The organism is Streptomyces sp. NPDC006739 (genome assembly GCF_042869815.1).
Lineage (GTDB): Bacteria > Actinomycetota > Actinomycetes > Streptomycetales > Streptomycetaceae > Streptomyces.
The window spans coordinates 289,786-316,461 of the sequence record NZ_JBIAGM010000011.1; the positions used below are offsets into that span (position 1 = coordinate 289,786).

Annotated in this window: 18 protein-coding genes; 9 read left to right on the forward strand and 9 right to left on the reverse strand. The window is 72.6% G+C overall.

The features are described from left to right. Window positions 1-2 precede the first annotated feature (2 nt). The 4 genes from ACFYMM_RS23265 to ACFYMM_RS23280 all read right to left on the reverse strand — a co-directional run bounded on the left by ACFYMM_RS23265 (window position 3) and on the right by ACFYMM_RS23280 (window position 4,448). Window positions 3-506, reverse strand: coding sequence for an ATP-binding protein (locus ACFYMM_RS23265; RefSeq protein ID WP_388389522.1), 504 nt, complete (start codon window positions 504-506; stop codon window positions 3-5). A gap of 263 nt (window positions 507-769) precedes the next feature. Beyond that, complete coding sequence (locus tag ACFYMM_RS23270) at window positions 770-1,537, reverse strand: enoyl-CoA hydratase/isomerase family protein (RefSeq protein WP_388389523.1); 768 nt, start codon at window positions 1,535-1,537, stop codon at window positions 770-772. 279 nt (window positions 1,538-1,816) lie between these two features. Next, entirely contained in the window at window positions 1,817-3,049 is a 1,233-nt protein-coding gene (locus ACFYMM_RS23275; protein WP_388389525.1) for an Ig-like domain-containing protein, read from the reverse strand. Window positions 3,050-3,215: 166 nt separating this feature from the next. After that, a complete protein-coding gene (locus tag ACFYMM_RS23280) occupies window positions 3,216-4,448 on the reverse strand; it encodes an Ig-like domain-containing protein (protein WP_388389526.1) in 1,233 nt (410 codons plus the stop codon). 154 nt (window positions 4,449-4,602) lie between these two features. Between ACFYMM_RS23280 and glgX the strand changes: the two genes are divergently transcribed. Then, window positions 4,603-6,879, forward strand: coding sequence for a glycogen debranching protein GlgX (gene glgX / locus ACFYMM_RS23285; RefSeq protein ID WP_388389528.1), 2,277 nt, complete (start codon window positions 4,603-4,605; stop codon window positions 6,877-6,879). A 17-nt stretch (window positions 6,880-6,896) separates the two neighbouring features. On the opposite strand, the gene ACFYMM_RS23290 is transcribed toward glgX, so the two are convergent. The 4 genes from ACFYMM_RS23290 to ACFYMM_RS23305 are packed head-to-tail and all read right to left on the reverse strand — an operon-like array spanning window position 6,897 to window position 10,488. Then, window positions 6,897-7,541 carry a response regulator gene (locus ACFYMM_RS23290; RefSeq protein WP_388389530.1) on the reverse strand — a complete coding sequence of 215 codons (645 nt, stop codon included), beginning with the start codon at window positions 7,539-7,541 and terminating at the stop codon, window positions 6,897-6,899. Continuing rightward, window positions 7,531-8,811 carry a sensor histidine kinase gene (locus ACFYMM_RS23295; RefSeq protein WP_388389532.1) on the reverse strand — a complete coding sequence of 427 codons (1,281 nt, stop codon included), beginning with the start codon at window positions 8,809-8,811 and terminating at the stop codon, window positions 7,531-7,533. Before ACFYMM_RS23295 ends, ACFYMM_RS23290 begins: the two co-directional genes overlap by 11 nt. Before the next feature lie 25 nt (window positions 8,812-8,836). After that, window positions 8,837-9,571: an ABC transporter permease gene (locus ACFYMM_RS23300; RefSeq protein WP_388389534.1), complete on the reverse strand. Its 735-nt coding sequence runs from the start codon at window positions 9,569-9,571 to the stop codon at window positions 8,837-8,839. After that, a complete protein-coding gene (locus tag ACFYMM_RS23305) occupies window positions 9,568-10,488 on the reverse strand; it encodes an ABC transporter ATP-binding protein (protein WP_388389536.1) in 921 nt (306 codons plus the stop codon). Before ACFYMM_RS23305 ends, ACFYMM_RS23300 begins: the two co-directional genes overlap by 4 nt. Before the next feature lie 228 nt (window positions 10,489-10,716). On the opposite strand from ACFYMM_RS23305, the gene ACFYMM_RS23310 reads away from it, so the two are divergent. The 7 genes from ACFYMM_RS23310 (at window position 10,717) to ACFYMM_RS23340 (ending at window position 22,794) form a co-directional block, all read left to right on the forward strand. Beyond that, the gene (locus ACFYMM_RS23310; protein WP_388389539.1) at window positions 10,717-12,498 is read left to right on the forward strand and encodes an ABC transporter ATP-binding protein; all 1,782 of its coding nucleotides are present in this window, start codon (window positions 10,717-10,719) and stop codon (window positions 12,496-12,498) included. Next, window positions 12,495-14,357 (forward strand): ABC transporter ATP-binding protein, encoded by a 1,863-nt coding sequence (locus ACFYMM_RS23315; RefSeq protein WP_388389541.1) that lies wholly within the window; start codon window positions 12,495-12,497, stop codon window positions 14,355-14,357. The genes ACFYMM_RS23310 and ACFYMM_RS23315 overlap by 4 nt, the downstream gene beginning before the upstream one ends. A 63-nt stretch (window positions 14,358-14,420) precedes the next feature. Further along, window positions 14,421-16,136 carry an ABC transporter ATP-binding protein gene (locus ACFYMM_RS23320; protein ID WP_388389543.1) on the forward strand — a complete coding sequence of 572 codons (1,716 nt, stop codon included), beginning with the start codon at window positions 14,421-14,423 and terminating at the stop codon, window positions 16,134-16,136. Continuing rightward, the gene (locus ACFYMM_RS23325) at window positions 16,133-17,893 is read left to right on the forward strand and encodes an ABC transporter ATP-binding protein (protein WP_388389545.1); all 1,761 of its coding nucleotides are present in this window, start codon (window positions 16,133-16,135) and stop codon (window positions 17,891-17,893) included. Before ACFYMM_RS23320 ends, ACFYMM_RS23325 begins: the two co-directional genes overlap by 4 nt. A 304-nt stretch (window positions 17,894-18,197) precedes the next feature. Next, the gene (locus ACFYMM_RS23330; RefSeq protein WP_388389547.1) at window positions 18,198-20,246 is read left to right on the forward strand and encodes a M4 family metallopeptidase; all 2,049 of its coding nucleotides are present in this window, start codon (window positions 18,198-18,200) and stop codon (window positions 20,244-20,246) included. Window positions 20,247-20,494: 248 nt separating this feature from the next. Next, window positions 20,495-22,162: a M4 family metallopeptidase gene (locus tag ACFYMM_RS23335; RefSeq protein WP_388389549.1), complete on the forward strand. Its 1,668-nt coding sequence runs from the start codon at window positions 20,495-20,497 to the stop codon at window positions 22,160-22,162. 110 nt (window positions 22,163-22,272) lie between these two features. Further along, on the forward strand, window positions 22,273-22,794 hold the full coding sequence (locus tag ACFYMM_RS23340) for a DUF1990 domain-containing protein (RefSeq protein WP_388389551.1): 522 nt from the start codon (window positions 22,273-22,275) through the stop codon (window positions 22,792-22,794). Window positions 22,795-22,807: 13 nt separating this feature from the next. Here ACFYMM_RS23340 and ACFYMM_RS23345 read toward each other — a convergent pair whose 3' ends face one another. Then, window positions 22,808-25,426 (reverse strand): glycosyltransferase family 1 protein, encoded by a 2,619-nt coding sequence (locus ACFYMM_RS23345; RefSeq protein ID WP_388389553.1) that lies wholly within the window; start codon window positions 25,424-25,426, stop codon window positions 22,808-22,810. Between the two features lie 426 nt (window positions 25,427-25,852). Here ACFYMM_RS23345 and ACFYMM_RS23350 point away from each other — a divergent pair. Continuing rightward, on the forward strand, window positions 25,853-26,676 hold an 824-nt coding region (locus ACFYMM_RS23350; protein WP_388389555.1), incomplete at its 3' end, for a maltotransferase domain-containing protein.

The window sequence follows — 26,676 nt, forward strand, 5'->3', positions numbered from 1 at the left end:
GGTCAGCGGTCGGCGACGCGCATCTCGAACCAGGTCGTCTTTCCGCGCGGCAGCAGGTCCACGCCCCAGCGGTCGGAGAGCTTGTCGACCAGGAAGAGGCCGCGTCCGCTGATGTCCGTCTCCTGGACCGGCATCAGACAGGGCAGCCCCCGGGAGGGGTCGCGGACCTCGACGCGGATCCAGCCCGTGCGGCGGCGCATGTGCAGGCCGAAGACCCGGGCGCCGGTGTGCCGTACGGCGTTGCCGACCAGTTCGGAGACGAGCAGGACGACGTCCTCGGCCATCTTGGGGGTGAGCCGCCACTGGCGCAGGACGACGACCTGGGCGAGCCGGCGCGCGGTGGCCGCGGACTCGGGGCGGGAGGCCAGCGGAACCTCTCCCTCCGCCGGATTGCCGAACAACTCCAGCGCCTTGAGCGCCCGTTCGTCCTCCACCGCGGGCGACCAGCGCGCCGCGGCCGCACGGCTGTGTCCCCGCGGCTGTCCGATGCCCTCCAGCCCCGCCATGCCCCCATCATGGCCGTCCGGACGGGCCCGCGGGGCCGGTACGGAGGAATACGCCCCCTGGACGCTACCGTTCCACTGGCGCCGATCGGCATATGCCGACGGCATTTCGGCCTCGGCACCAGCCCAGTTGACCTGCGGTGACGGCTCACGGCCTGGCAAGCGTCAGGCTCCCTCGACAAGGTGGACTTAAGGCTGCCTTAAGGCTCCCATAAACCGCCCCAACGAGGGACCCCGCATCAGACGTCGCGTCAATTGCAAGTGGTTCAGAGGAACTTCGCCTTGCCGGGTCCCTCCTCCACGAAGCTGCGCATCCCGCGTTCACGGTCCTCGGTGGCGAACAGGCCAGCGAACCAGTTCCGCTCGACCGCGAGCCCGGTCTCCAGGTCCGTCTCCACGCCGGTGTCGATGGACTCCTTGGCGGCGCGGAGCGCGATCGCCGGTCCCCGCGCGAGCCTCGCGGCCCAGGCGTGCGCCTCGGTGTACACCTCGGCGGCCGGGACGACCCGGTCCACCAGGCCGATCTCCAGGGCCTCGGCGGCCTTCACCTGACGGCCCGTGAAGATCAGGTCCTTGGCCTTGGAGGGACCGACCAGCCGGGGCAGCCGCTGGGTGCCGCCGGCGCCGGGGATCAGACCGAGCAGGATCTCCGGCTGGCCGAGCTTGGCGTTCTCGGCCGCGATCCGGTAGTCGGCGCACAGGGCCAGTTCGCAGCCGCCGCCCAGCGCGTACCCGGTGACGGCGGCGACGACGGGCTTGGGGATGCGGGCCACGGCGGTGAAGGAGTCCTGGAGGCCACGGGCGCGCAGGACCATCGCGGTGTGGTCCATGGCCTGCATCTCCTTGATGTCCGCACCCGCCGCGAACACCCGCTCCCCGCCGTAGATCACCACGGCGCGCACGTCGTCGCGGCGCGTGGCCTCCTCGGCGAGTTCCTTCAGCCGGTCCTGGGTGGCGACGTCCAGCGCGTTCATCGGCGGCCGGTCGAGCCGAAGCGTACCGACGCCTTCGGCGACTTCGAGAGAGACGGTCATGCAGGCAGGTTAACGGGGACTAACGGGATCTGGGGGGTTCGGTCGATCACACCCGGCCGGGGGTCTGGGGGTTGTCCCCCAGGCAGACACAGCACGGGGACCAACGGGATCTGGGGGGTTCGGTCGATCACACCCGGCCGGGGGTCTGGGGGTTGTCCCCCAGGCAGACACAGCACGGGGACCAACGGGATCTGGGGGGTTCGGTCGATCACACCCGGCCCTGATGACAGCGGGCCCGGTGCCGTACCTCCCGGCGCCGGGCCCCGCCTCATTCGGTGCTCACTTCGTCCAGTCGGCCCAGGACATGTTCCAGCCGTTGAGGCCGTTGTCCGGGTCCACCGTGCGGTCGTGCGAGTTCTTCACGACCACCACGTCGCCGATGATCGAGTGGTTGAACATCCAGGCCGCCGGGGTGCCGCTGTCGTAGCCGCCGCGCACATCGCTCAGGCCCACGCAGCCGTGGCTGGCGTTGTAGTTGCCGAAGGCGTCGCCGCCCCAGTAGTTGCCGTGCAGGAAGGTGCCGGAGGTGGTCAGGCGGATGGCGTGCGGCACGTCCTTGATGTCGTACTCGCCGCCGTAGCCGACGGTCTCGCCGTTCATCCGGGTGACGGTGAGCTTCTCGCTCATGACCATCTGGCCGTTCCAGGTGTCGTAGCCCGGCTTGCCGGTGGTGACCGCGAGGGTCTTGACGACCTTGCCGTCCTGGGTGACCTTCATCGTGTGCTTCTTGGCGTCCACGACGGAGACCTGGTTGCGGCCTATGGTGAACCGCACCGTCTTGGTCTGCTTGCCGTAGACGCCGTCGCGGCCCTCGACGCCGTCGAGGTTCAGCTTCACGGTCACCTTGGTGCCCGACTTCCAGTAGTTCTCGGGGCGGAAGTCCAGACGGTCGTTGCCGAACCAGTGGCCCTCGACGTCGACGGCCGGCTCGGTGGTGATGCTGACGGCCTTCTTGACGTCCTCGGGATGGGTGATGCCCCGGGTGAAGTGGACGGAGAACGGCATGCCGACGCCGACCGTGGAGCCGTCCTCGGGGGTGAACTCGCCGATGAAGGTGTTCTTCGGCGTGAGCGTGGTGAAGCTGGAGTCCTCGGCCGCCTCCCGCCCCTCGGAGTCCTTGGCGACCGCGTGGACGGTGTACTTCGTGGCGGCGCTCAGATGGGTGGCGGGTGTCCAGGAGGCGCCCCCGGCGGCGATCGTCCCGGCTATCCGGTCCCCCTTGGCGTCCTTGACCTCGACGGCGGTCAGCCTCCCCTTGCTGACTCCGACCTTGAGCGCGCCACTGGTGTCGACGCCGGTGGCACCCGCCCTGGGCGAGATGCTGACGGCGGCCACGGACTGCTTGCTCTGCTGGGCGGCGGCGTCCTTGCCCTTCGCGCCGCCCGAAGCGGACCCCGGACCCGACCCTCCCCCGCCGCACGCGGTGACGGCCATGAGCACGACGCCGGCCATCAGCACCAGCCCCTTGCGACCCGCCCCCGCCGACGCCCCCGATATCGGCAGCACGTTCACGTTCTCTCCCCTCGCCGGGCCTGATCAGGCCCGCTCCCCCGCGTGATCCGCACGCGCTTCGGCGCATATTAACCGCCAGGTTTTGAGCAAGGTGTCAGGTCTAGGTCACCGTTCCGTCGCAACATCGACATCCGCGCCGGCCCCCCTCAGTCCCGTCCCCACCTGCTCACTTCAACGCGCTACCCGCTTTCCACTCATTCCACCCCATGTTCCATCCGCCGAGGCCATTGTCGGGAGCGACTGTTTTGTCGTCGCTGTTCACGACTTCGATGACGTCCCCGACCAGGCTGCGGTCGAAGAACCAGCCGGCCGGCGTGTCCGAGCTGCCGCCCTTGACGTCCCTGAGGCCCACACAGCCGTGGCTGATGTTGGTGTGGCCGGGGGCGTCCGGAGCCCAGTAGTTGCCGTGCAGGAAGGTCCCGGAGTCGGTGAGCTTCATGGCGTGCGGGACGTCGGGGATGTCGTACTCGCCGCCGAACCCGACCGTCCGGCTGTTCATGCGGGTGACCTCGTGCATCTCCATCACCACCATCTTCCCGTTGTAGGTGGTGTGCTTCGGGGCGCCCGCGGTGATCGGCACGGTGGCCAGCAGTTCGCCGTCGCGCCGCACCTCCATGGTGTGCGCGGCCGCGTCCACCAGGGACACCTGGCCGCGGCCGACGGTGAAGCCGAACGTCTTGTACTGCAACCCGTAGACCCCGCGCGCCCCTTCGACGTCCCGCAGCCGCAGGTCGACGGTGACCTGGGTGCCGGGCTTCCAGTACTGCTCGGGCCGGAAGTCGAGGCGGCTCTTGCCGAACCAGTGCGGGCGGATGTCCACCGGAGGCTGCGCGGTGACGTGTACGGCGCGTTCGACGGCGGCCCGGTCGTCGATCTCCCGGCTGAAGTTCAGCGACACGATCATCCCGGTGCCGACGACGGCACGGTTCTCGGGGGTGACGTATCCGATGAACCGCTCGTCGGGGACGTACGTCGTGAACGTCGTGTGCCGGGCCGAGCGGTGTCCGTCGCCGTCCAGCGCCACCGCGTCGACCGTGTACCGGGCGGCGAGCGCCAGCCGGCTGTCGTCGGGCCGCCAACTCGTGCCGTCGGTGCTCAGGTGCCCGGGCACCGGGAAGTCCTGCGCGTCCTGCTCCCTGACGACCCGCACCGACTCCAGACGGCCGCTCGACACCCGTACCAGCAGGCGCCGGTCGGGGCGTACGTCCGCGCTGCCGTCGTCCGGGGAGACACGGATGGCGTCCGCGGCGGACGGGGGTTTGCCGAGCAGCCGGTCGATGCCCAGCCCGTCCGGGCCGTCCCCCGAGCAGCCGGCGGCTCCCGCCAGCAGCGCCGCCCATGTCAGTACCGCGGCCAGAGCGGCCCCCGCGCGCCGTGCGCGCCCTTGTGCATGCCTCACGAGGGGCTAACGACCGCGCCCGCCCCGGGGAAACGTGAGTGCGACGCCGACGCTGGGCAGAACAGTGGGGAGGACGACGCGATCAGGAGCCGCCGCGCCCGTTTCAGAGCCGTCGGGTGCGCTCCGCGGGAGCCACTGAAAGAGGGGCCGACAGGTGACGAGCGCACCCGAACAGCGGGCAGTGGCCGAGGAACGGACCGACCCGCGGACCGCCGGGGGACGCGCCGCCGAGGGCGGGCACCCGGCGGCCGCGGTGAACGGGGCCCGCCGCGGCGCGCCGCCCGCGCCGGCCGTGTGGCCCGGTGCGCCGACCCCGCTGGGCGCCCGCTTCCGGGTCGGCCCCGACGGGGTGCCGGGCACCAACTTCGCGCTGTGGGCGGCCGGGGCGGAGGCGGTCCGGCTGTGCCTGTTCGACGAGCGGGGGCGGGAGACCCGGATCCGGCTGACCGAGCTGACCCACGAGATCTGGCACGGTTTCGTGCCGGGTGTCATGCCGGGGCAGCGGTACGGGTACCGGGTGGACGGCCGCTGGGACCCGTGGACCGGCGCCCGGTGGAACCCGGCGAAGCTGCTGCTGGACCCGTACGCGCGTGCGGTGGACGGAGAGTTCGGTCTGCCGCCGGAGGTGTACGGGCACGTGCGGGACTGGCCGGAACAGCAGGTGGCCGACACCGTGCGGGACGACCGGGACTCGGCGCCGTACGTGCCCAAGGGGGTGGTCGTCGACGATGACGACGACTGGGAGGACGACCGCCGCCCCAAGACGCCGTGGGCCGACTCGGTCATCTACGAACTGCACGTGCGCGGCTTCACCCGGCTCCACCCGGGCATCCCCGAGGAGCTGCGCGGCACCTACGCCGGGCTGGCCCACCCGGCGGCCGTCGAGCACCTGGTGAAGCTGGGCGTCACGGCCGTCGAGCTGCTCCCCGTCCACCAGTTCGCGCACGAGGACCATCTGCTGCGGCGGGGACTGCGGAACTACTGGGGGTACAACTCGATCGGCTACTTCGCCCCGCACGCGGCCTACGCGGCCTCCGGTACGACCGGGGCGCAGGTCGGCGAGTTCAAGCGGATGGTGCGGGCGCTGCACGCGGCGGGCATCGAGGTGATCCTCGACGTGGTCTACAACCACACCGCCGAAGCGGGCGAGCTGGGGCCCACGCTGTCCCTGAAGGGCATCGACAACCGCGGCTACTACCGCCTGCAGGACGACGCCCGCCGGTACGCCGACTACACCGGCTGCGGCAACACCCTGCACGTGGTGCGGCCGCAGGTGCTGCGGCTGATCACCGACTCGCTGCGCTACTGGGTCACCGAGATGGGCGTGGACGGCTTCCGCTTCGACCTCGCGGCCGCGCTGGCCCGCTCGATGCACGACGTCGACATGCTCTCGCCGTTCCTCGCGGTGATCTCCCAGGACCCGGTGCTGCGGAGGGTGAAGCTGATCGCCGAGCCGTGGGACATCGGGTCGGGCGGCTATCAGGTGGGGGCGTTCCCGCCGCTGTGGACGGAGTGGAACGACCGGTACCGCAACGCCGTCCGTGACTTCTGGCGGGGGGCGCTGCCGGACGTGCGCGATCTGGGCTACCGGCTGTCGGGGTCGAGCGACCTGTACGCCTGGGGCGGCCGGCGCCCCTACGCCTCGGTCAACTTCGTCACCGCGCACGACGGTTTCACGCTGCGCGACCTGGTGTCGTACCAGGGCAAGCACAACGAGGCCAACGGCGAGAACAACCGGGACGGCACCGACGACAACCGGGCGTGGAACTGCGGGGCCGAGGGGGAGACGGACGACGAGGGCGTACGGTCGCTGCGCCGACGGCAGTTGCGGAACCTGGTCACCACGCTGCTGCTGTCCACCGGTGTGCCCATGCTGGTCGCGGGTGACGAGCTGGGGCGCACCCAGCGCGGCAACAACAACGCCTACTGCCAGGACAACGAGATCAGCTGGGTGGACTGGGGGCTTCTGGAGCGGCCGGAGTGGCGGGCGTTGTTCGAGCTGACCTCGCGGCTGATCGAGCTGCGGCACCGGCATCCGGTCCTGCGGCGCCGGGCGTTCTTCTCGGGGCGGGCCCGGTCGGCGGACGGGCTGCGGGATCTGGCCTGGTTCACGGCGCGGGGGGAGGAGATGACGGAGGGCGACTGGTACGCACCGGCCGCCACGCTTGGCATGTACCTATCCGGACGGGACATACCGGGGCGGGACGAGCGGGGGGCGCCCGTCCTCGACGACAGCTTCCTCGCGCTGCTGCACGCCGATGCCGGTCCCATCCCCTTCGTGCTGCCCGCCGCGCCCTGGGCCCGGCGGTACGAGGTGGTCGTCGACACCTCGCGCGAGGAGCAGGGGGAGGCCCCGGGGGTGCGTCACGAGGCGGGCACGGAGATCGTCGTACCGGGGCGGGCCGTACTGCTGCTGAAGGTGGTGGAGTAGGAAGGTCCGGGTCTCGGTTAGCCGAGGATCCCCCGCTCGTACGCCGTCGCCACGGCCGCCGCGCGGTCGTTGACGCCCAGCTTGGCGTAGAGGTGGGTGAGGTGGGTCTTGACCGTGGCCTCGCTGATGAACAGTTCGCGGGCGATCTCCCGGTTGGAGGTGCCCCGGGCGACCAGGGTCAGCACCTCGCGTTCGCGGGCGGAGAGGGGCTCCTTGCCCGGGGAGCCGGGGGTGCGGACGGCGGAGACCAGGCGGGAGGCGACGGCCGGGGACAGCACCGTGCGGCCCTGCGCGGCCGCGCGGACGGCCGTGAACAGCTCGTCGCGCGGGGCGTCCTTCAGCAGGTAGCCGGTGGCGCCCGCCTCGATGGCAGGCAGGGTGTCCGAGTCGGTGTCGTACGTCGTCAGGACCAGGATCTTCGCGCGGGCGCCGCGCCGGGTCAGCTCGGCGATGGCCGCCACCCCGCCGCCGCCCGGCATGCGCAGGTCCATCAGGATCACGTCGGGGTCGAGGGCGGCGGCCCGCTCCAGCGCCTCGGCGCCGTCGGCCGCCTCGCCCAGGACGGTGAAGCCGGGCGCGGACTCGAACATGCCGCGCAGACCGTCCCGTACGACGGGATGGTCGTCGACGATCAGCAGGGAGACGGTCGCGTCAGCTGTCATGGCGGACCAACGGTACGCGAGCCGACAGCGCGGTGCCGGCGCCGGGCTCGGACTCCACGGTCAGGGAGCCCGCGATGCGTTCGGCGCGGGCCCGCATGCCGTCGAGGCCGAATCCGCCCGAGCGGGTGCGTTCGGGGCGGGCGAGGGGGTCGAAGCCGACGCCGTCGTCGCGGATGTCGAGGATGACCTCGTCGCCCAGGAAGGAGAGGGTGGCGCCCAGGCGGGTGGCCCGGGCGTGCCGGGCGGCGTTCGACAGGGCCTCCTGGGTGATGCGCAGGAGGGTGGCGGCCACCTCCTCGTGGAGCTGTTCCGCGGTGCCGGTGACCGTGAACTGGGAGCGGGTGCCGGTCCGTTCGCCCCATTCGGCGACCGTCTTGCGCAGGGCCTCGGGCAGTCCGGCGTTCTCCAGGGCCACCGGGGAGAGGTTGTGCACCGAGCGGCGGGCCTCGCCGAGGCTGTGCCGGGCCAGGTCGCTGGCGCGTTCCAGGTGGGTGCGGGCGACGTCGAGGTCGGGGGCGTTCGCGACGACCTGGAGCTGGGCGATGATGCCGGCCAGGCCTTGGGCGAGGGTGTCGTGGATCTCCGCGGCGAGCCGACGGCGCTCGTCGGCGACGCCCGCCTCCCGTGCCTGGACGAGGAGTTGGGCGTGAAGGGCGGCGTTCTCGTCGAGGGCCTGCTGCAACGCGGCGTTGGTGCGCTCCAGTTGGGCGATGGTCTCGGTGCGTTCGCGGGCCCGCTGCATCTCCTGTTCGGTGAGGTGCGCGACGACCAGCTGCAGACCGGAGTTGGCGACCAGGAGGGCGGCGAACACGGCCCACTGGACGCCGCCGTGGAACGGCATCCCGCCGGCCTGCGCCCCGGCCACGGTGACCGCGCTCGCGAGGAGCCCGAGCCGCTGCCACCGTCTGCCGGGGATCGTCTCGTCGGCGTCCATGTAGCCGGCGGCTGCGTAGAACGCGAAGAACGGGTTGAGCCAGGCGAGGACGAAGGCGAGGGCCCAGCGCACGACGTAGTACGCCGTACCGGTCACGGAGGGCGTCCGGCCCCGGCCGGGCCGGCGCACCCGGACGGCGTGCCACCCCAGCTGGAGCGCGAGCGCCGCGCCGACCAGGACCCAGCCGGTGTACCACCCGGCCGGGTCGGTGTGCGGGTCGGAGGTGGCGAGCGCGGGGACGAGCCCGATCCCGAGCAGTCCGTACGGTCCCCAGGTGTGCAGTTGGTCCCATCGCCGGTCGATACGGCTGTCCGGTCCCCTGTCCGCCACGGTCATGTCCCCAGTCTGCACGGCCGGCCGCCTACTCCCAGCGGAACCAGCGGCTCGCGGCGCCGGTCAGCAGCAGGATCCACACCACCAGCACACCGAGGTGGCCCCAGCCGGGCCAGTGGCCGGCCGCCGCCCGGTTCAGGGCCTGCGCGGCCGCCCCGAACGGTGTCCAGCCGACGATCCGGGCCATCAGGTCCGGCATCGCCTGCGTCGGCAGCCACACTCCGGCGCAGAACATCGACGGGAAGAACACCGCGGACCCGATCGCACCGGCGATCTTCGTGGTACGGGACAGCGCGGCCACCACCGATCCGAGCGCGAGGGCGGCCAGGACGGCCAGCAACAGGGCGAGGGCGTATCCGAAGGGCTGCTTGGGCAGGCGTACGCCGAAGCCGGCCCGGCCGACCGCGAGTGCGAGCAGTGCGGAGGCGAGGGCGGCCCCGCCGTACACCAGCATCTGCGCGGACAGCAGGGCGGACGGGCGGACCGGTGTGGCGGCCATCCGGCGCAGGATGCCGCGCTCCCGGTAGCCGGTGAGGGTCTGCGGCATCGACTGCAGACCGCCGACGATCATGCCGAGCAGTACGGCCACGGGGACGTAGACGTCGATGGTGCGCAGGCCGCCGAGGTCGTGCTGGTGCTGGCGGAAGGACGGGATGGAGCCGAGGATCACCAGCAGGAGGGTGGGGAACAGCAGGATCCAGAAGACGGCGCCGGGTTCGCGGCGGAAGAGGCGGACCTCGGTCCTCAGTACGGCGGTACTCATGCCGCTGTCTCCTTGTCGTCGGTCTTCGTCAGGTCGAGGAACGCGTCGTCGAGGGTGGCGTCCAGGACGCGCAGCTGGTGCGCGGTGACGCGGTGGCGGGCGAGGAGCGTGATGACCGCGTTGACGGTCTCGTCGGTGCCCGAGAGCGTGATCCGGCCGTCCTTGTGCTCGATCGAGGCGAGCGCCGGGAGGGCGGCGAGGTCGTGGTCGTCCAGCGGGACGGACGGGGTGAAGCTGATGACGGTGGCGCCGGCCGAGCGGCGGATCAGTCCGGCCGGGGTGTCGAGGGCCGCCACCCGGCCCTTGTCGATCACCGCGATCCGGTCGCACAGGCGCTGTGCCTCCTCCATGAAGTGGGTGACCAGCAGGACGGTGACGCCTTGGGCGCGGATGTCCTCGATCAGCTGCCAGGTGTCGCGGCGGGCGCGCGGGTCGAGGCCGGTGGTCAGCTCGTCCAGGACGACGATCCGGGGGTTGCCGACCAGGGCCAGCGCGATGAACAGGCGCTGTTTCTGACCGCCGGACAGCTTGCCGAAGCGGGTGGAGAGTCGGTCGGTGAGGCCGAGGCGTTCGGCCAGGACCCGCCAGTCGGCGGGGCGGGAGTAGAGGGCGGCGTACAGCTCCAGGGCCTCGCGGACGGTGAGCTTGGCCTGCAGTTCGCTCTGCTGGAGCTGGGCTCCCAGGACGCGGGCGAGGTCCTCGTGGTCGGCGACGGGGTCGAGGCCGGTGACCCGCACCCGGCCCGCGTCGGGCACCCGCAGGCCCTCGACGCATTCCACGGTGGTGGTCTTGCCGGCGCCGTTCGGGCCGAGGATCCCGAAGATCTCGCCCTCCTCGACGGCGAACGAGAGGCCGTCGACGACGGTCCGGCCGCCGTAGGCCTTGCGCAGATCGGTGACTTCGATGACGGATGGCATGGATCGAGGTTCCCGGGCGGACGGGGTCCGGCACATCGGCCGTCGCGCTCGAACCGGCATCCTCCGATCGGTTGACGCGGCCCTACGACCGCCCACGCAGACCCCTCTGCCACCATGCCCGGCGCCTTGTCCGGTTCCTCGAACGCGCAGGTCGTAGGACCAGGGACGGAACGGGGTCCGGCCAAAACTCGGTGGGCGTTGTCAGTGCCGGTCCGTAGGCTCGCCGTGATGCCTCCGACACGTGCAACCACCGCCCAAGCCCGTTCCGCCGTACGCACCCTGCTGCGCCTGTGGCCGTATGTACGGCCCGCGCGGCTGCGGTGGTCGGCCGCCGCGTTCGTCGCGGTCCTGGCCTCCTGTACCGGGCTGGTGATCCCGCTCGTCCTGAAGTGGCTGGTGGACGGGCCGGTGGCCGACCGGGACCCGCGGGGGGTGTGGCTGGGCGCGCTGTACCTGCTGCTGCTCGGCATCGCGGAGGCGTTGCTGTTCGGGCTGCGGCGGTGGCTGGTGGCGCGCCCGCTGTCGCACATCGAGGCCGAGTTGCGGGCCGGGCTGTACCGGCATCTGCAACGGCTGCCGGTGGCCTTCCACGACCGCTGGGCGTCCGGCCAGTTGCTCTCGCGGGCCACCACCGACCTGATGCTGCTGCGTCAGTTCCTGGCCTTCCCACTGACCTTCCTGCTGGTCAACACCGTCACGATCGTCGTCGGCGTGGTGATCATGCTGATGCAGGACTGGGCCCTTGGACTGGTCGTCCTCGGCCCCGCCGCGCCCCTGATCTGGACCTGCATGGTCTTCGAACGGCGCTACGCCGGGGTGGCGCGGCGCGCCCAGGACCAGGTCGGCGACCTGGCCACGGTCGTCGAGGAGAGCGTGCTCGGCATCCGGATCATCAAGGGCTTCGGCCGGCACCGCAGCCAGGCGCGGGTGTTCCGGGAGCTGTCGACGACACTGCGGGGGACGGAGCTGCGCAAGGCCCGGATGCTCGCGGTCATCTGGGCCGTCATCGTCACGCTGCCCGAGGTGGCGATCGGGGCGGCGCTGGTGTGGGGCACGGTGCGGGTCGGCTCCGGCGAGCTGTCCGCCGGAACGCTGGTCGCCTTCCTGTCCACGGCCCTCGCCCTGCGCTGGCCGGTGGAGTCCATCGGGTTCCTGCTGGCGATGAGCCAGGAGGCGGCGACGGCCACGCAACGGTACTTCGAGGTGATGGACGAGCGGCCCGAGGAGGACCGGCCCGGCGGCCCGGCGGGGCGGGACGGCGCCGAGCGGGGACTGCGCTTCGAGGGCGTCCGGTTCCGCTACCCCGACGCGCCCCCCGACTCGCCACCCGTCCTGGACCGCGTCGACCTGCACGTCCGCCCCGGCGAGTCCATGGCCCTGGTCGGCGCGACCGGCAGCGGCAAGACCACCCTCACCGCGCTCGTCCCGCGCCTGCACGAGGTGACCGAAGGCCGGATCACGCTGGACGGCGAGGACATCACCGCCATGCCCCGCGAGGAACTGCGCGCGAGGGTCGCCGTGGCCTTCGAGGAGCCCACGCTCTTCTCCGCGAGCGTCGGCGACAACGTCCTCATGGGCGCCGCGGACGACGCCGGCCGACCGGAGCTGGAACGGGCTCTCGCCGTCGCCCAGGCCGACTTCGCGCACGCGCTGCCGCAGGGCACCGACACCCAGGTGGGCGAGCAGGGCCTGAGCCTGTCCGGCGGCCAGCGCCAGCGCCTCGCGCTGGCCCGGGCCGTGGTCGGCGAGCCCCGCTTCCTCGTCCTGGACGACCCCCTGTCCGCCCTCGACGTGCACACCGAGGCCGCCGTGGAGGCCGCCCTGCGCCAGGTCCTCGCGGACACCACCGCGCTGATCGTGGCCCACCGCCCGTCCACCGTGCTGCTCGCCGACCGGGTCGCCCTGCTGTCGGGCGGCCGGATCACCGCCGTCGGCACCCACCAGGAACTGCTGCGCGGCAACGCCGAGTACGCGCACCTGATGTCCGGCGAAGAGGAGGAAGAACGATGACCGCCGCCCCCACCACGCCGGTCCACACCTCCGACGAGGAGGAGGAACTCCCCCGCCCGCCCGCCGCCGACGACCCGTTCGACCGGGACGTCCTGCCCACCCCGCCCGGCGCCACCGCCGCCCTGCTGCGCTCGCTGCTCGCCCCGATGAAGGCGCGGGTCGCCGTCACCTCGCTCCTGCTGCTGGTCCAGCTGGCGGCCGTGCAGGCGGGCCCGCTGCTGGTGGCGTACGCCATCGACCGGGCCGTACCGGCGTTCCGGGACCACGACCGGGGCCCGCTGGTCGCGGTGGGCGCCGGCTATCTGCTGAGCGCGCTGGTCGCCGGGGCGCTGCAGTTCGCGTTCATCGAGACGTCCGCGCGGGTCAACCAGGACGTGCTGCTGGACCTGCGCGGCCGGATCTTCCGGCACGCGCAGGCGCTGAGCGTCGACTTCCACGAGCGCTACACCTCCGGGCGGCTGATCTCGCGCTCGACGACGGACGTGGAGTCGTTGCGGGAACTGCTCAGCGAGGGTCTCCAGGAGCTGGTGACGGTCATCCTGTCCTTCGTCTACATCTCGGCGCTGCTGCTCTGGCTGGACCTCGGTCTGGGCGCGGTCGCGGTGGCCTCCTTCGTGCCGCTGTACCTGCTCGTGCGGCAGTACCAGCGGCGCTCGGTGCGGGTGTACAAGGTCCGCTCGACGGCGATCGCGGCGGTGATCGTGAAGTTCGTGGAGACCATGAACGGCATCCGGCCGGTGCGCGCCTTCCGCCGCGAGGCCGCCAACGACGCCGGTTTCCGGGTGCTGAACCGGCGCCACGAACGCAGCAACGGTGACGCCCTGCTGGAGATGGCCCGCTATGTGGTCGGCTCCCGGCTGGTCGCCAACACGGCGGTCGCCGGGATCGTGCTGTGGGGCGCCTACCGGGTGGCGTCCGGTTCGCTGGAGCTGGGCGTGCTGGCGGCGGCGGTGCTGTACCTGCGGCGGCTGTACGACCCCATCGACCGCCTCGGCATGTTCCTCAACTCCTACCAGTCGGCCGCCGCCTCCCTGGAGAAGATCGCCGGTCTGCTGGCCCAGACGCCGTCCGTGCCGGAGCCGTCGGCGCCGAGGGAACTGCCGGTGCCCGAAGGCGACCAGCCCGGCCGTGAGGTCGTCTTCGACGGGGTCGGCTTCGGCTACCGCACCGGCGGCGAGGTGCTGCCCCGCTTCGACCTCACCCTCGCCGCCGGGCAGACGGTCGCCGTGGTCGGCTCGACGGGCGCGGGCAAGTCGACGCTGGCCAAGCTGCTCGCCCGGTTCTACGACCCCACCGCCGGCCGGGTCCTGCTGGACGGCGTCGACCTGCGCGACCTGGCCCTGCCGGAGCTGCGGCGCGGGGTGGTGATGGTGACGCAGGAGGCCTTCCTGTTCTCCGGCACGGTCGCCGAGAACATCGCGATCGGCCGGCCAGAGGCCACCCGGGAGGAGGTCGAGCGGGCCGCGAAGGCCATCGGCGCGCACGAGTTCATCAGTGCCCTGCCCGACGGCTACGACACGGACGTCCGCAAGCGCGGCGGGCGCATTTCGGCCGGGCAGCGCCAACTGGTCGCCTTCGCGCGCGCCTTGCTCGCCGATCCGGCGGTGCTGATCCTCGACGAGGCGACCAGTTCGCTGGACGTGCCGGGCGAGCGGGCCGTGCAGCGGGCCATGACGACGGTGCTGCGGGGCCGTACGGCCGTGGTGATCGCGCACCGGCTGTCGACCGTGGAGATCGCCGACCGGGTGCTGGTCATGGAGCACGGGCGGATCGTCGAGGACGGCCGCCCGGACGAACTGATCGCCGGGACGGGCCGGTTCGCGGACCTGCACCGGGCCTGGCGGGACAGCCTGGCGTAAGGGTTCCCGAGAGCACGGGGGCGAACGGCGACGGCACCGAGGCGGATGACGGACGGGGGCGGGATGATCGACGCGTACGAGGAACCGGGCACGCCCGACTGCCGGGGCGGCTGGCACTACCTGTGGTGGCTGGTGATGCGGCAGCCGGGCCGGTCGCTGGCCGGGGCGCTGCTGGGCAGTGTGTGGCTGGCGCTGATGGCGGCGACGCCCTACATGATGGCCCGGGCCGTCGACGACGGGCTGGTGCCCGGGCACCTCGGGGTGCTGGCCGCCTGGGCGGGGGCGATGTTCCTGCTCGGGGCGGTGAACTCGTGGCTGAGCATCCTGCGGCACCGGACCATGACCCGGGTGCGGATGGACGCCAACTTCCGCACGGTGAAGGTGGTGGTCGGGCACGCGGCCCGGCTGGGCGCCGCGCTGCCGCGCCGGACCGGGGCCGGGGAGGTCGTCACCATCGGGGTGGGTGACGTGCAGACCATCGCGCAGTCGCTGACCGTGGTCGGGCCCGGCGTCGGCTCGGTCGTGGTGTACCTGGTGGTGGCCGGGCTGCTGCTGGCGATCTCCGCGCAGCTGGCCGCCGTGGTGCTGCTCGGGGTGCCGGTGATCGCGCTGCTCACCGGGCCGCTGACGCTGCGGCTGCAGGGCCGGGAGAGCGAGTACCGGGAGCGGCAGGGCGTGCTGGCGGCACGCATCGGCGACCTGGCGGGCGGCCTGCGCGTCCTGAACGGGCTGGGCGGCAAGGGCCTGTTCGCGGACGCCTTCCGCGAGGACTCACAGCGGTTGCGCGCGCAGGGCTACCGGGTGGGCGCGGTGGCCAGTTGGGTGCAGGCGCTCGGGGTGGGCCTGCCGACGCTGTTCCTGGCCGTGGTGACCTGGCTCGCGGCCCGTCTGGCCGCCCAGGGAGAGCTGACCATCGGCCAGTTGGTGTCGGTGTACGGCTATGTGGCGGTGCTGGTCGGGCCGGTGGCGTTCTTCGTGCAGATGGCCTACGACCTGAACCGGGGCGTGGTGGCCGCGCGCCGGGTGGTAGGACTGCTGCGGCTGGAGCCGGAGCCGGACGAGGGCACGCTGCCCGGTCCGGCCGGGCCCGCCGAGCTGTACGACCCCGGGTCCGGGGTGCGGGTGGCGCCGGGGCGGCTGACCGCGCTGGCCGCCGCCCGGCCCGCCGAGGCCGCCGCCGTGGTCGACCGGCTGGGCCGGTACGGGCCGTCGGCGGCGACCTGGGGCGGGGTGCGGCTCGACGCGATCGAGCTGGCCGTGGTGCGGGAGCGGATCCTGGTCGCGGACAACGAGGCGGACCTGTTCGCCGGTCCGCTGCGCGAGGTGGTGGCCGGGGCTCGGGCGCACGACGACGAGGGCGCCGTCGGGCGGGCGGTGCGCGCCGGGGCCGCCGAGGACATCGTGCGGGGGCTGCCGGACGGCCTGGACTCGGCGGTGGCCGCACAGGGCCGGAGCCTGTCGGGCGGTCAGCGGCAGCGGGTGCGGCTGGTGCGGGCGCTGCTCGCCGACCCGGAGGTGCTGCTCGCCGTCGAGCCGACCTCCGCGCTGGACGCCCACACGGAGGCCACGGTCGCCGCCCGGCTGCGGGACGCGCGTGAGGGCCGTACGACCGTGCTGACCAGCACCTCTCCGCTGGTGCTGGATCACGCGGACACGGTGGTCTACCTGGTCGGCGGCAAGGTGGCCGCCGTCGGACCGCACCGGCGGCTGCTGGAGCGGGAGCCCGGCTACCGGGCGCTGGTGGCGCGGGACGCGGAGGCCGAGGAGGTCGTACGGTGACGACGAGTTCGGGCCAACTGCCCGTCGCGGGGCGGGCCGAGGTGCGGCGGGCGACCGTCCGGCTGGTACGGGCCGACGGGCGGGCCGTCCTGGCCGTGCTGCTGCTGAACGCGCTGGCCGCCGGGGCGGGGCTGGCCGGGCCGTGGCTGGTCGGGCGGATCGTGGACGAGGTGCGGGCCGGGCGCGGGGTCGGGGCGGTGGACCGGCTGGCGCTGTGGATCCTGCTGTGCTCGCTGGCGCAGCTGCTGCTGGCGCGCTGGGCGCGGTACGTCGGCCACCGGTTCGGGGAGCGGACGCTGGCGCGGGTGCGGGAGGAGTTCGTCGAGCGGGTGCTGGCGCTGCCCGCCTCGGTGGTGGAGCGGGCCGGTACCGGTGATCTGACCGCGCGCGGTACCGCCGACGTGGCCACCGTCGGGACCACGCTGCGGGACGTGGGGCCCGAGCTGCTGGTGTGCGGTGCGCAGGCGCTGTTCGTGATGGGCGCGGTGTTCGCGCTCGACCCGCTGCTCGGGCTGTTCGGGGTGGTCGGGCTGACGCCGGTCTGGCTGGCGCTGCGCTGGTATCTGCGCCGGGCGCGGGACGGGTATCTCGCCGAGGGCGCGGCCACCTCCCAGGTCGCGGAGATCGTCGCCTCGACGGCGTCCGGGGCCCGTACCGTCGAGGCGTTCCGGCTGCGGCGGCGGCGGATCACGGCGAGCCGGGACGCGCTGGAGGCCTCCCGGCGGACCCGGCTGTACACGCTGTACCTGCGGACCGTGTTCTTCCCGGCGGTGGAGGTGTCGTACACCATCCCGGTGGCGGGTGTGCTGCTGATGGGCGGGTGGCTGCACGCGCGCGGGGCGGTGGGGGTGGGCGCGGTGGTGGCGGCCGCCCTGTATCTGCGGCAGTTCACCGAGCCGCTGGACCAGATCCTGATGCGGGTGGAGCAACTGCAGAGCAGCAGTGCCTCGTTCGCGCGGGTGGAGGGGCTGGCCGGGGCGCCCCGCGCGGAGGCGGGCGGTGACCGTCCGGTCCCGGCCGACGACCGGATCGACGTGCGCGGGGTGCGGTACGCCTATGAGCGCGGCGGCGAGGTGCTGCGCGGGGTCGATCTGACGGTGCGGCCCGGGGAGCGGCTGGCGGTGGTGGGGCCCTCGGGTGCCGGCAAGACGACGCTGAGCCGGCTCCTCGCGGGTGTGGACGCGCCGGGGACGGGTTCGGTCACGGTGGGCGGGGTGCCGGTCGCCGAGCTGGAGCCGGAGCTGCTGCGGCGCCAGGTGGTGCTGGTCACCCAGGAGCACCATGTGTTCCTGGGCACGGTCCGCGACAACCTGCTGATCGCGGAACCCGCCGCGACGGACGCCCGGTTGTGGGCGGCGCTGTCGGCGGTGGGCGCCGAGGACTGGGTGCGGGACCTGCCGGACGGCCTCGACGCCCGCCTGGGCGCGGGCGGCCTGGCCACCGACGGCTCCCAGGCCCAGCAACTGGCCCTGGCCCGGGTGGTGCTGGCGGACCCGCACACGCTGATCCTCGACGAGGCGACGGCCCTGCTGGATCCGGCCACCGCCCGCCACACCGAACGCGCCCTGGCCGCCGTACTGGAGGGCCGCACGGTGATCGCCATCGCCCACCGCCTGCACACCGCCCACGACGCCGACCGGGTGGCGGTCATGGAGGCCGGCCGGCTGACGGAACTCGGCACGCACGAGGAGCTGGTGACGGCGGACGGCGCCTACGCGGCCCTGTGGCGGACCTGGCACGGGGACACCGCCGGGTAGAGCGGCAACCGCGTCTGGCCGGAGTTCACCCCCGCGCCAACAATCCGTATACCGGACATGAATATCCGGTCAACGAACCGTTTCCGGCCAAGTTCGTGACGCGGTCCTGACAGGTGCCGTGATCCCCTGCCACTCTTCCCACGGCCGACTCACAGCAACCCCACAGTTCCATCCCCGCACGTTCACGAGTCCGGCCCCGCACGCGCACGTGGTTCCGCGTTTTGCCCTGTTCTGCCCGGGCGGCCCACAGCACCGCCCGGTCTCCCCTGGCCGCGCGACCCGCGGCCACGCAGAAGGAGTCAGTGTGAGCAGCAGTTCCTCTCGCAGACGCACCCCCCACCTCCCGCACCGCCGCACCGCCGCCGTCGCCCTGGCCGGCGTCACCGCCCTGATCGCCGCCGCCGTCCAGTCGGGCGCCGCCAGCGCCGCCCCCGCGGCCGGGCCGCAGCCGGGCAAGGCCATCGCCGCCCACACGGCACTGCGCCTGAGCCCCTCGCAGCGCGCCGAGCTGATCCGCGACGCCGACGCCGCCAAGGCCGCCACCGCCCGGGCGATAGGCCTCGGCGCCCAGGAGAAGCTCGCCGTCAAGGACGTCGTCAAGGACGCCGACGGCACCCTGCACACCCGCTACGAGCGCACCTACGCCGGCCTCCCGGTGCTCGGCGGCGACCTGATCGTGGACAGCGCGAAGTCGGGCGCCACGGAGCGCGTCATCAAGGCCACCGCCGCCACCCTGAAGGTCGCCACCCTCACCCCGGCGATCAGCGGCAAGAGCGCCGAGCAGCAGGCCCTGCGGCGCGCCAAGGCCCTCGGCGGCACCCGGTCCACCACCGACCGCGCCCCGCGCAAGGTGATCTGGGCGGGCAGCGGCAGGCCCACCCTGGCCTACGAGACGGTCGTCGGCGGCTTCCAGGACGACGGCACCCCGAACCAGCTGCACGTCATCACCGACGCCGCCACCGGCAAGAAGCTCTACGAGTACCAGGGCATCGAGACCGGCGTCGGCAACACCCAGTACAGCGGGCAGGTCACGCTGACCACCACCCAGTCGGGATCGACGTACACGCTGAACGACGGCGCGCGCGGCGGCCACAAGACGTACAACCTCAACCACGGCAGCTCCGGCACCGGCACGCTGTTCTCCCAGTCCAACGACACCTGGGGCAACGGCACCACCTCGAACGCCGCGACCGCCGGCGCCGACGCGCACTACGGCGCGCAGGAGACCTGGGACTTCTACAAGAACACGTTCGGCCGCAGCGGCATCAAGAACGACGGCACGGCCGCCTACTCCCGGGTCCACTACGGCAACTCGTACGTCAACGCGTTCTGGGACGACAGCTGCTTCTGCATGACCTACGGCGACGGTTCGAACGACGCGGACCCGCTGACCGCCCTGGACGTGGCGGGGCACGAGATGAGCCACGGCGTCACCTCCAACACGGCCGGCCTCAACTACAGCGACGAGTCCGGCGGCCTCAACGAGGCGACCTCCGACATCATGGGCACCGGCGTGGAGTTCTACGCCAACAACTCCACGGACGTCGGTGACTACCTCATCGGCGAGAAGATCAACATCAACGGCGACGGCACCCCGCTGCGCTACATGGACAAGCCCAGCAAGGACGGCGGCTCGGCGGACAGCTGGTACTCCGGGGTCGGCAACCTGGACGTGCACTACTCCTCGGGCATCGCCAACCACTTCTTCTACCTGCTGAGCGAGGGCAGCGGCGCCAAGGTCATCAACGGCGTCAGCTACAACTCGCCCACCTCGGACGGACTTCCGGTCGCCGGCATCGGCCGGGACAAGGCGCTGCAGATCTGGTACCGGGCGCTGACCACCAAGTTCACCTCCACCACGGACTACGCGGGCGCCCGCACCGGGACCCTCGCGGCGGCGGGTGAGCTGTACGGCACCACGTCCGCCGAGTACAAGGCGGTGCAGGACGCCTGGGCGGCCGTGGCGGTCGGTTCCCGCTCGGGCGGTGGCGGCGGTGGCGGCGGCACGTCGTACGAGAACAGCACCCCGGTGGCGATCCCGGACAACGGGCCCGCGGTCACCTCGAACATCACCGTCTCCGGCCGGACCGGAAACGCGCCGAACAACCTCCAGGTGACGGTCGACATCACCCACACCTGGCGCGGTGACCTGGTGATCGACCTGGTCGGCCCGTCGGGCACGTCCTACCGGCTGAAGAACTTCAGCTCCTCCGACTCGGCGGACGACGTGAAGGCGACCTACACGGTCAACGCCTCCTCCGAATCGGCCAACGGGACCTGGAAGCTGAAGGTGCAGGACCAGGCCGCACAGGACGTCGGGAAGATCAACAGCTGGAAGCTGACCTTCCCGTAAACCGCACCCCACCAGGGAGCGAACAGGGCGTCGGCCGGGGGTTGGACTCCCCCGGGCGGCGCCCGTTCACATGGCCGCAATGTTTGCCGGACAGTTGGGTTTCGGCCAACATCACTTCAGGGTCCTGACATGTACGCGCCCCTGGTGTCACTCTTCCTTCACCCGCCGCACAGCACAGCAGCTTCACCACCAGCCCCCCGGTCAGTGACCCCACGCTGTCCGACTCCCCCACGAAGAAGGAGCTTTGAGTGAGCCCCCTCTACGCGCGTCACAAGCGCACCACTCTGGCCGTCGCCACCGCTGTCGCCGCCGGAGCCCTGCTGTCCACCGGCCTGACCACCAGCGCCTCCGCGCAGACCCCGGCCGGGTCCGCCGCCGCCAAGCCCCTCACCGCCGCCCCGGCCGCCCTGTCGGCCGCCGCCCACGCCGGCCTGATCCAGCAGGCGCAGGCCGCCGCCGCCGAGACCGCGCAGCACATAGGCCTCGGCGCCAAGGAGAAGCTGGTCGTCAAGGACGTCGTCAAGGACGTCGACGGCACCGTGCACACCCGCTACGAGCGCACCTACGCCGGCCTCCCGGTGCTCGGCGGCGACCTCGTCGTCCACACCTCCAAGGCGGGCAGGACCGAAGGCGTCACCAGAGCGACGGGTGCGGCCATCAAGGTGGCCTCGCTCAAGCCGCAGATCACCGCGGCCAAGGCCGAGAAGCAGGCGGTGAGCGCCGCCAAGACCCTCGGCTCCGCCAAGACCGCGGCGGACGGCGCCCGCAAGGTGATCTGGGCCGGCTCCGGCAAGCCGACCCTGGCCTACGAGACGGTCGTCGGCGGCCTCCAGGACGACGGCACCCCGAACCAGCTGCACGTCATCACGGACGCCGCCACCGGCAAGAAGCTCTTCGAGTACCAGGGCATCGAGAACGCGACCGGCACCGGCAAGACGCTGTACTCGGGCACCGTCAGCCTCACCACCACGCTGTCGGGCTCGACGTACTCGCTGAACGACGCCTCGCGCGGCGGCCACAAGACGTACAACCTGAAGCACGGCACCAGCTCGGGCACCGGGACGCTGTTCACCAACACCACCAACACCTGGGGCACCGGCGTCGCCTCCAGCTCCAGCACCGACGTGACGGCGGCCGCCGACGCCGCCTACGGCGCCCAGGAGACCTGGGACTACTACAAGAACACCTTCGGCCGCAGCGGCATCAAGGACGACGGTGTCGGCGCCTACTCCCGCGTGCACTACGGCAGCTCGTACGTCAACGCCTTCTGGGACGACAGCTGCTTCTGCATGACCTACGGCGACGGCGACGGCAACAACCACCCGCTGACCTCGCTGGACGTGGCCGGCCACGAGATGACCCACGGCGTCACCGCCAACACCGCGGGCCTGGACTACAGCGGCGAATCCGGCGGCCTCAACGAGGCGACCTCCGACATCCTCGGCGGCGTCGGCGTCGAGTTCTACGCCAACAACGCGTCCGACCCGGGCGACTACCTCATCGGCGAGAAGATCGACATCAACGGCGACGGCACCCCGCTGCGCTACTTCGACAAGCCCAGCAAGGACGGCGGCTCGGCGGACTCCTGGTCCTCCTCCGTCGGCAACCTGGACGTCCACTACTCGTCCGGCGTCGCGAACCACTTCTTCTACCTGCTGGCCGAGGGCAGCGGCGCGAAGACGATCAACGGGGTGTCGTACAACTCCCCGACGTCCAACGGCTCCACCGTCACCGGCATCGGCCGCGCCAAGGCGCTGCAGATCTGGTACAAGGCGCTGACGACGTACTTCACGTCGACGACCAACTACAAGGCGGCCCGCGCCGGCACCCTGTCGGCGGCATCCGCCCTGTACGGCTCGACCAGCACCGAGTACAAGGCGGTGGCCGCGGCCTGGTCGGCGGTCAACGTCAACTGACCCACCGGCCCGCCGGCCCACTGGGCCGATGGGCCACCGAGTCACGACACGTGGCGCTGGGCGGTACCCGGGACGGAAGCGTCCCGGGTACCGCCCTACCCTTGTGACCCATGTCCTCGGCGCCCTTCACCTACGAGCCGGTCGGCGCTACCCGCGACGACCTGGCCGTCCGCCCGCCCGGCTTCCACTCCCTGCACGTGCGCACCCGTATCGGCGAGGGCGAGGCCGTCTTCCGCCGGGCCGCCGAAGCGGTCCTCGGCTGGGAGATGCACCGGGCACTCGGCCTGGGCATCGACGCCGGCGCCGAGCGCGCCGCCCCCGACGTGGAGGTCACGGTCACCCTGGCCGGCCTGATCAAGGCCCCCTGCCGCGTCGTCTGGACGACCGAGGAACCCCGCCGGGCCGGCTGGGCCTACGGCACCCTGGCCGGCCACCCCGAGTGCGGCGAGGAGGCCTTCGTGGTCGACCGCACCGGCGACGGCACGGTCTGGCTCACGGTCGCCGCCTTCAGCCGCGGCCAGAAGTGGTACGCCCGCGCGGGCGGCCCGGCCAACCGGGCCTTCCAGCACGCGTACGCCCGTCGGTGCGGGGCGGTCCTGCGCAGACTGTGCGCTGAACACGAGGAGCCGTGAGCCACGGGGGCCGTCAGCGCAGCAGCATCCCGCCCCCCTCCGCCACGTCCTCCGACGGCACCGTCACCAGGCCCACCTCCGCCGCGGAGGCCAGCAGGCGGTGGGTGGGAAGGATGCGGACGGTGTAGCCGTAGGGGCCGGTGCGGTCGAGGGAGAGAGGGCCCTCGTACAGCAGACGGCCCTCCTGGTCGGGGGCGCCCGTCGGTTTCAGCGGGACCGTCGTGGCGTCGGTGATGCGGTCCTCCGAGTCGACGCGGCCGGAGACGGCCTGGACCTCCACGTCGTCCGGGCCGAGGTCGCCGAGGCCGACCCGGACCCGCAGGCCCACCGTGGAGCCCAGTTCCGCGGTGGCCGTCGTGGCCGTCGTCTCCACGTGGTCGACGCTCACCCGGTGCCAGGCCGAGCGCACCCGGGCCTTCCACACCGCCAGTTCACGCGCGGTGTCCGGGGTCAGCGCGCGGTGGGACAGGGCGGCGGGGGCGTACAGCCGCTCGACGTACTCGCGGACCATGCGTCCGGCCAGCACCTTCGGGCCCAGCAGGGTGAGCGTCTGGCGGACCATCTCGATCCAGCGGTCCGGCAGGCCCGCCTGGCCACGCTCGTAGAAACGCGGGGTCACCCGTTGTTCGAGCAGGTCGTAGAGGGCGGCGGCCTCGATGTCGTCGCGGTGGTCGGGGTCGGTGCCCGCGCCGTCCGCCGTGGGGATCGCCCAGCCGAAGTCCGGCTGGAACCATTCGTCCCACCAGCCGTCCAGCACGGACAGGTTGAGGCAGCCGTTGAGGGCCGCCTTCATCCCGGAGGTGCCGCAGGCCTCCAGCGGACGCAGCGGGTTGTTGAGCCAGATGTCGCAGCCGGGGTACAGCTTCCGCGCCATCGCCATGCCGTAGTCCGGCAGGAAGACGACGCGGTGACGGACGCGCGGGTCGTCGGCGAACCGCACCAGCTCCTGCACCAGCCGCTTGCCGCCGTCGTCCGCCGGGTGCGCCTTGCCCGCGACCACGATCTGCACCGGGCGCTCGGGGTGCAGCAGGAGGTCCATCAGCCGGTCCGGGTCGCGCAGCATCAGCGTCAGCCGCTTGTACGAGGGGACCCGCCGGGCGAATCCGATGGTGAGGACGTCCGGGTCGAGGACCCCGTCGATCCACCCCAGCTCGGCCGTCCCCGCCCCGCGCTGCCGCCAGGACGCGCGCAGCCGCTCCCGCACCTCCGCCACCAGCTGCTCGCGCAGGTTCCGGCGCAGCTCCCAGATCTCCTGGTCCGGGATCTCCGCGACGGTGTCCCAGCGGTCGGAGCCGCCCACGCTCAGCGCGTCCTCGGTCCGCCGGTCGCCGAGCTGCCGCGCGCCGAGCCGGTAGACCTCCGGGGCCACCCAGGTGGGCGCGTGCACTCCGTTGGTCACGGAGGTGATCGGCACCTCCTCGGGGTCGAATCCCGGCCACAGCCCGGAGAACATCTCCCGGCTGACCCGCCCGTGCAGCAGCGAGACCCCGTTGGCGCGCTGGGCCAGCCTGAGCCCCATCACGGCCATGTTGAACAGGTTGGGCTCACCGCCCGGGTACGTCTCCATGCCGAGCCGCAGCACACGGTCGACGTCGATGCGCGGGAGTTCGGCGTCCGGCCCGAAGTGCCGGGCCACCAGCTCCCGGTCGAAGCGGTCGATGCCGGCCGGGACAGGGGTGTGGGTGGTGAACACGGTCCCGGCGCGTACGGCCTCCAGACCGGCGTCGAAGTCCAGCCCCCGGTCGCACAGTTCGGCGATCCGCTCCAGGCCGAGGAAACCGGCGTGCCCCTCGTTGGTGTGGAAGACCTCGGGTTCCGGATGCCCGGTGAGCCGGCAGTACGTCCGCACCGCCCGCACCCCTCCTATGCCGAGCAGCATCTCCTGCAGCAGCCGGTGCTCGCTGCCGCCGCCGTAGAGCCGGTCGGTCACCCCGCGTTCGCCGAGGTCGTTCTCCTCCACGTCGGAGTCCAGCATCAGCAGCGGCACCCGGCCCACCCGGGCCAGCCAGATCCGGGCCCGCAGCGCCCGGCCGCCGGGCAGCGCGAGGGTGACCTGGGCCGGGGTTCCGTCGGGCTCCTTCAGCAGGCTGACGGGCAGTTCGTGGGGGTCGAGCACCGGGTAGTGCTCCTGCTGCCAGCCGTCCCGGGACAGGCTCTGCCGGAAGTAGCCGTGCCGGTACATGAGGCCCACGCCGACCAGTGGTACGCCCAGGTCGCTGGCCGCCTTCAGATGGTCGCCGGCCAGGATGCCGAGGCCTCCGGAGTACTGCGGGAGCGCGGCCGTGATGCCGAACTCCGGGGAGAAGTAGGCGACGGCGGCGGGCAGTTCGGCCGACTGGGCCTGATACCACCGCTCGCCGGTCACATAGTCGTCGAGGTCGTCGGCGGCCGCGGTGAGGCGGCGCAGGAACCGGCGGTCCCCGGCGAGTTCGGCCAGCCGCGCGGGCCGCACACCGCCCAGCAGCCGGACCGGGTCGCCCCCGGCGGCGGCCCAGCGCTCGGGGTCGACGGACTGGAACAGGTCGCGCGTCTCCGCATGCCAGGACCAGCGCAGATTGCGCGCCAGGTCGCTCAGCGGCCGGAGGGGTTCGGGGAGAACGGGACGGACGGTGAACCGACGGATCGCCTTCACACTTCCACCTCGGACGCGTTGCGTGGTGAGCCGCACGGCGCTGTGCGGCCCGTCGTCAAGGTCGACGGTAGTGGTTACTTCGGGGTTGGTGGGGAGGTACCGGACGACACCGTGGTGCGCGCCCCGCGCTCACCGGGCCCGCGGACCGGGCGAAGGGCGGGCGTCGGGGGCGGGTTGCGGGGAACTAGGACCAGGAGGACCAGGTGTGGACGCGCTCGGCGCCGACACAGGACGGGAGTCACACGGAAAGGGCCGGTCTTGTGCGTAGACATACGCGTGAGTAGTTAACAAAGTGCCGGATTGCCCACCCGAACAGAGTGGGTAGGGCTCCTCCAGTACGCCCCCATGCGCACCACAGGTACACCCGCAGGACCCACCTCCCCACAGTCATCCGCCCACTCCCAGTTGACGCGGACAGGAGCGGTCATGCCCGCCACGCACCATTCGTCAGCACCCCCGACAAGCAGCACGAAGGGCGGCCGTCCGGCCGGCCGGACACCCCCCGCGAAGGCGGCCCGCACGCCGGATCCCGGTCCGCCGGCCGGAGAGCGGCCGGGCGACGGGGCCACGGCCGTCGGCCGTATACCCGTTCTCGACGTCCGCCCCGTCGTCCAGCACGGACGCAGGCCCGCCAAGGCGGTCACCGGCGAGACCTTCCAGGTGTCGGCCACGGTGTTCCGCGAGGGGCACGACGCGGTCGGCGCCAACGTCGTCCTGCGCGACCCCGAGGGCCGCCCGGGCCCCTGGACCCCGATGCGGGAACTGTCCCCGGGCAGCGACCGCTGGGGCGCCGACGTCACTCCGGAGGCGCCCGGCCGCTGGACCTACACGGTGGAGGCCTGGGGGGATCCGCTCGGCACCTGGCGGCACCACGCGCGGATCAAGATCCCCGCCGGCATCGACACCGAACTGGTCCTCGAGGAGGGCGCCCGGCTCCACGAGCGGGCCGCCGCCGGCGTCCCCGAGGGCCCGGGGCGCAAGGCGGTGCTGGCCGCCGTGGCCGCCCTGCGCGACGAAGGCCGCCCGGCCGCCTGGCGGTTGGCGGCGGCGTTGGCGCCGGGGGTGGAGGCGGTGCTGGCGCGGTATCCGCTGCGGGAGCTGGTGACCGCCTCGGAGGCGATGCCGCTGCTGGTGGAGCGGGAACGGGCCCTGTACGGGTCCTGGTACGAGTTCTTCCCCCGTTCCGAGGGCACCCCCGCACAGCCCCACGGCACGTTCCGCACGGCCGCCCGCCGCCTGGACGCGATCGC

What these genes read in the sequence shown, in the direction of transcription:
- ACFYMM_RS23290 (WP_388389530.1), bottom strand. Translation starts at nt 7,541, where the DNA reads ATGACAGCTGACGCGACCGTCTCCCTGCTGATCGTCGACGACCATCCC.
- ACFYMM_RS23270 (WP_388389523.1), bottom strand. Translation starts at nt 1,537, where the DNA reads ATGACCGTCTCTCTCGAAGTCGCCGAAGGCGTCGGTACGCTTCGGCTC.
- ACFYMM_RS23305 (WP_388389536.1), bottom strand. Translation starts at nt 10,488, where the DNA reads ATGCCATCCGTCATCGAAGTCACCGATCTGCGCAAGGCCTACGGCGGC.
- ACFYMM_RS23315 (WP_388389541.1), top strand. Translation starts at nt 12,495, where the DNA reads ATGACCGCCGCCCCCACCACGCCGGTCCACACCTCCGACGAGGAGGAG.
- ACFYMM_RS23340 (WP_388389551.1), top strand. Translation starts at nt 22,273, where the DNA reads ATGTCCTCGGCGCCCTTCACCTACGAGCCGGTCGGCGCTACCCGCGAC.
- ACFYMM_RS23320 (WP_388389543.1), top strand. Translation starts at nt 14,421, where the DNA reads ATGATCGACGCGTACGAGGAACCGGGCACGCCCGACTGCCGGGGCGGC.
- ACFYMM_RS23310 (WP_388389539.1), top strand. Translation starts at nt 10,717, where the DNA reads ATGCCTCCGACACGTGCAACCACCGCCCAAGCCCGTTCCGCCGTACGC.
- ACFYMM_RS23295 (WP_388389532.1), bottom strand. Translation starts at nt 8,811, where the DNA reads ATGACCGTGGCGGACAGGGGACCGGACAGCCGTATCGACCGGCGATGG.
- ACFYMM_RS23300 (WP_388389534.1), bottom strand. Translation starts at nt 9,571, where the DNA reads ATGAGTACCGCCGTACTGAGGACCGAGGTCCGCCTCTTCCGCCGCGAA.
- ACFYMM_RS23265 (WP_388389522.1), bottom strand. Translation starts at nt 506, where the DNA reads ATGGCGGGGCTGGAGGGCATCGGACAGCCGCGGGGACACAGCCGTGCG.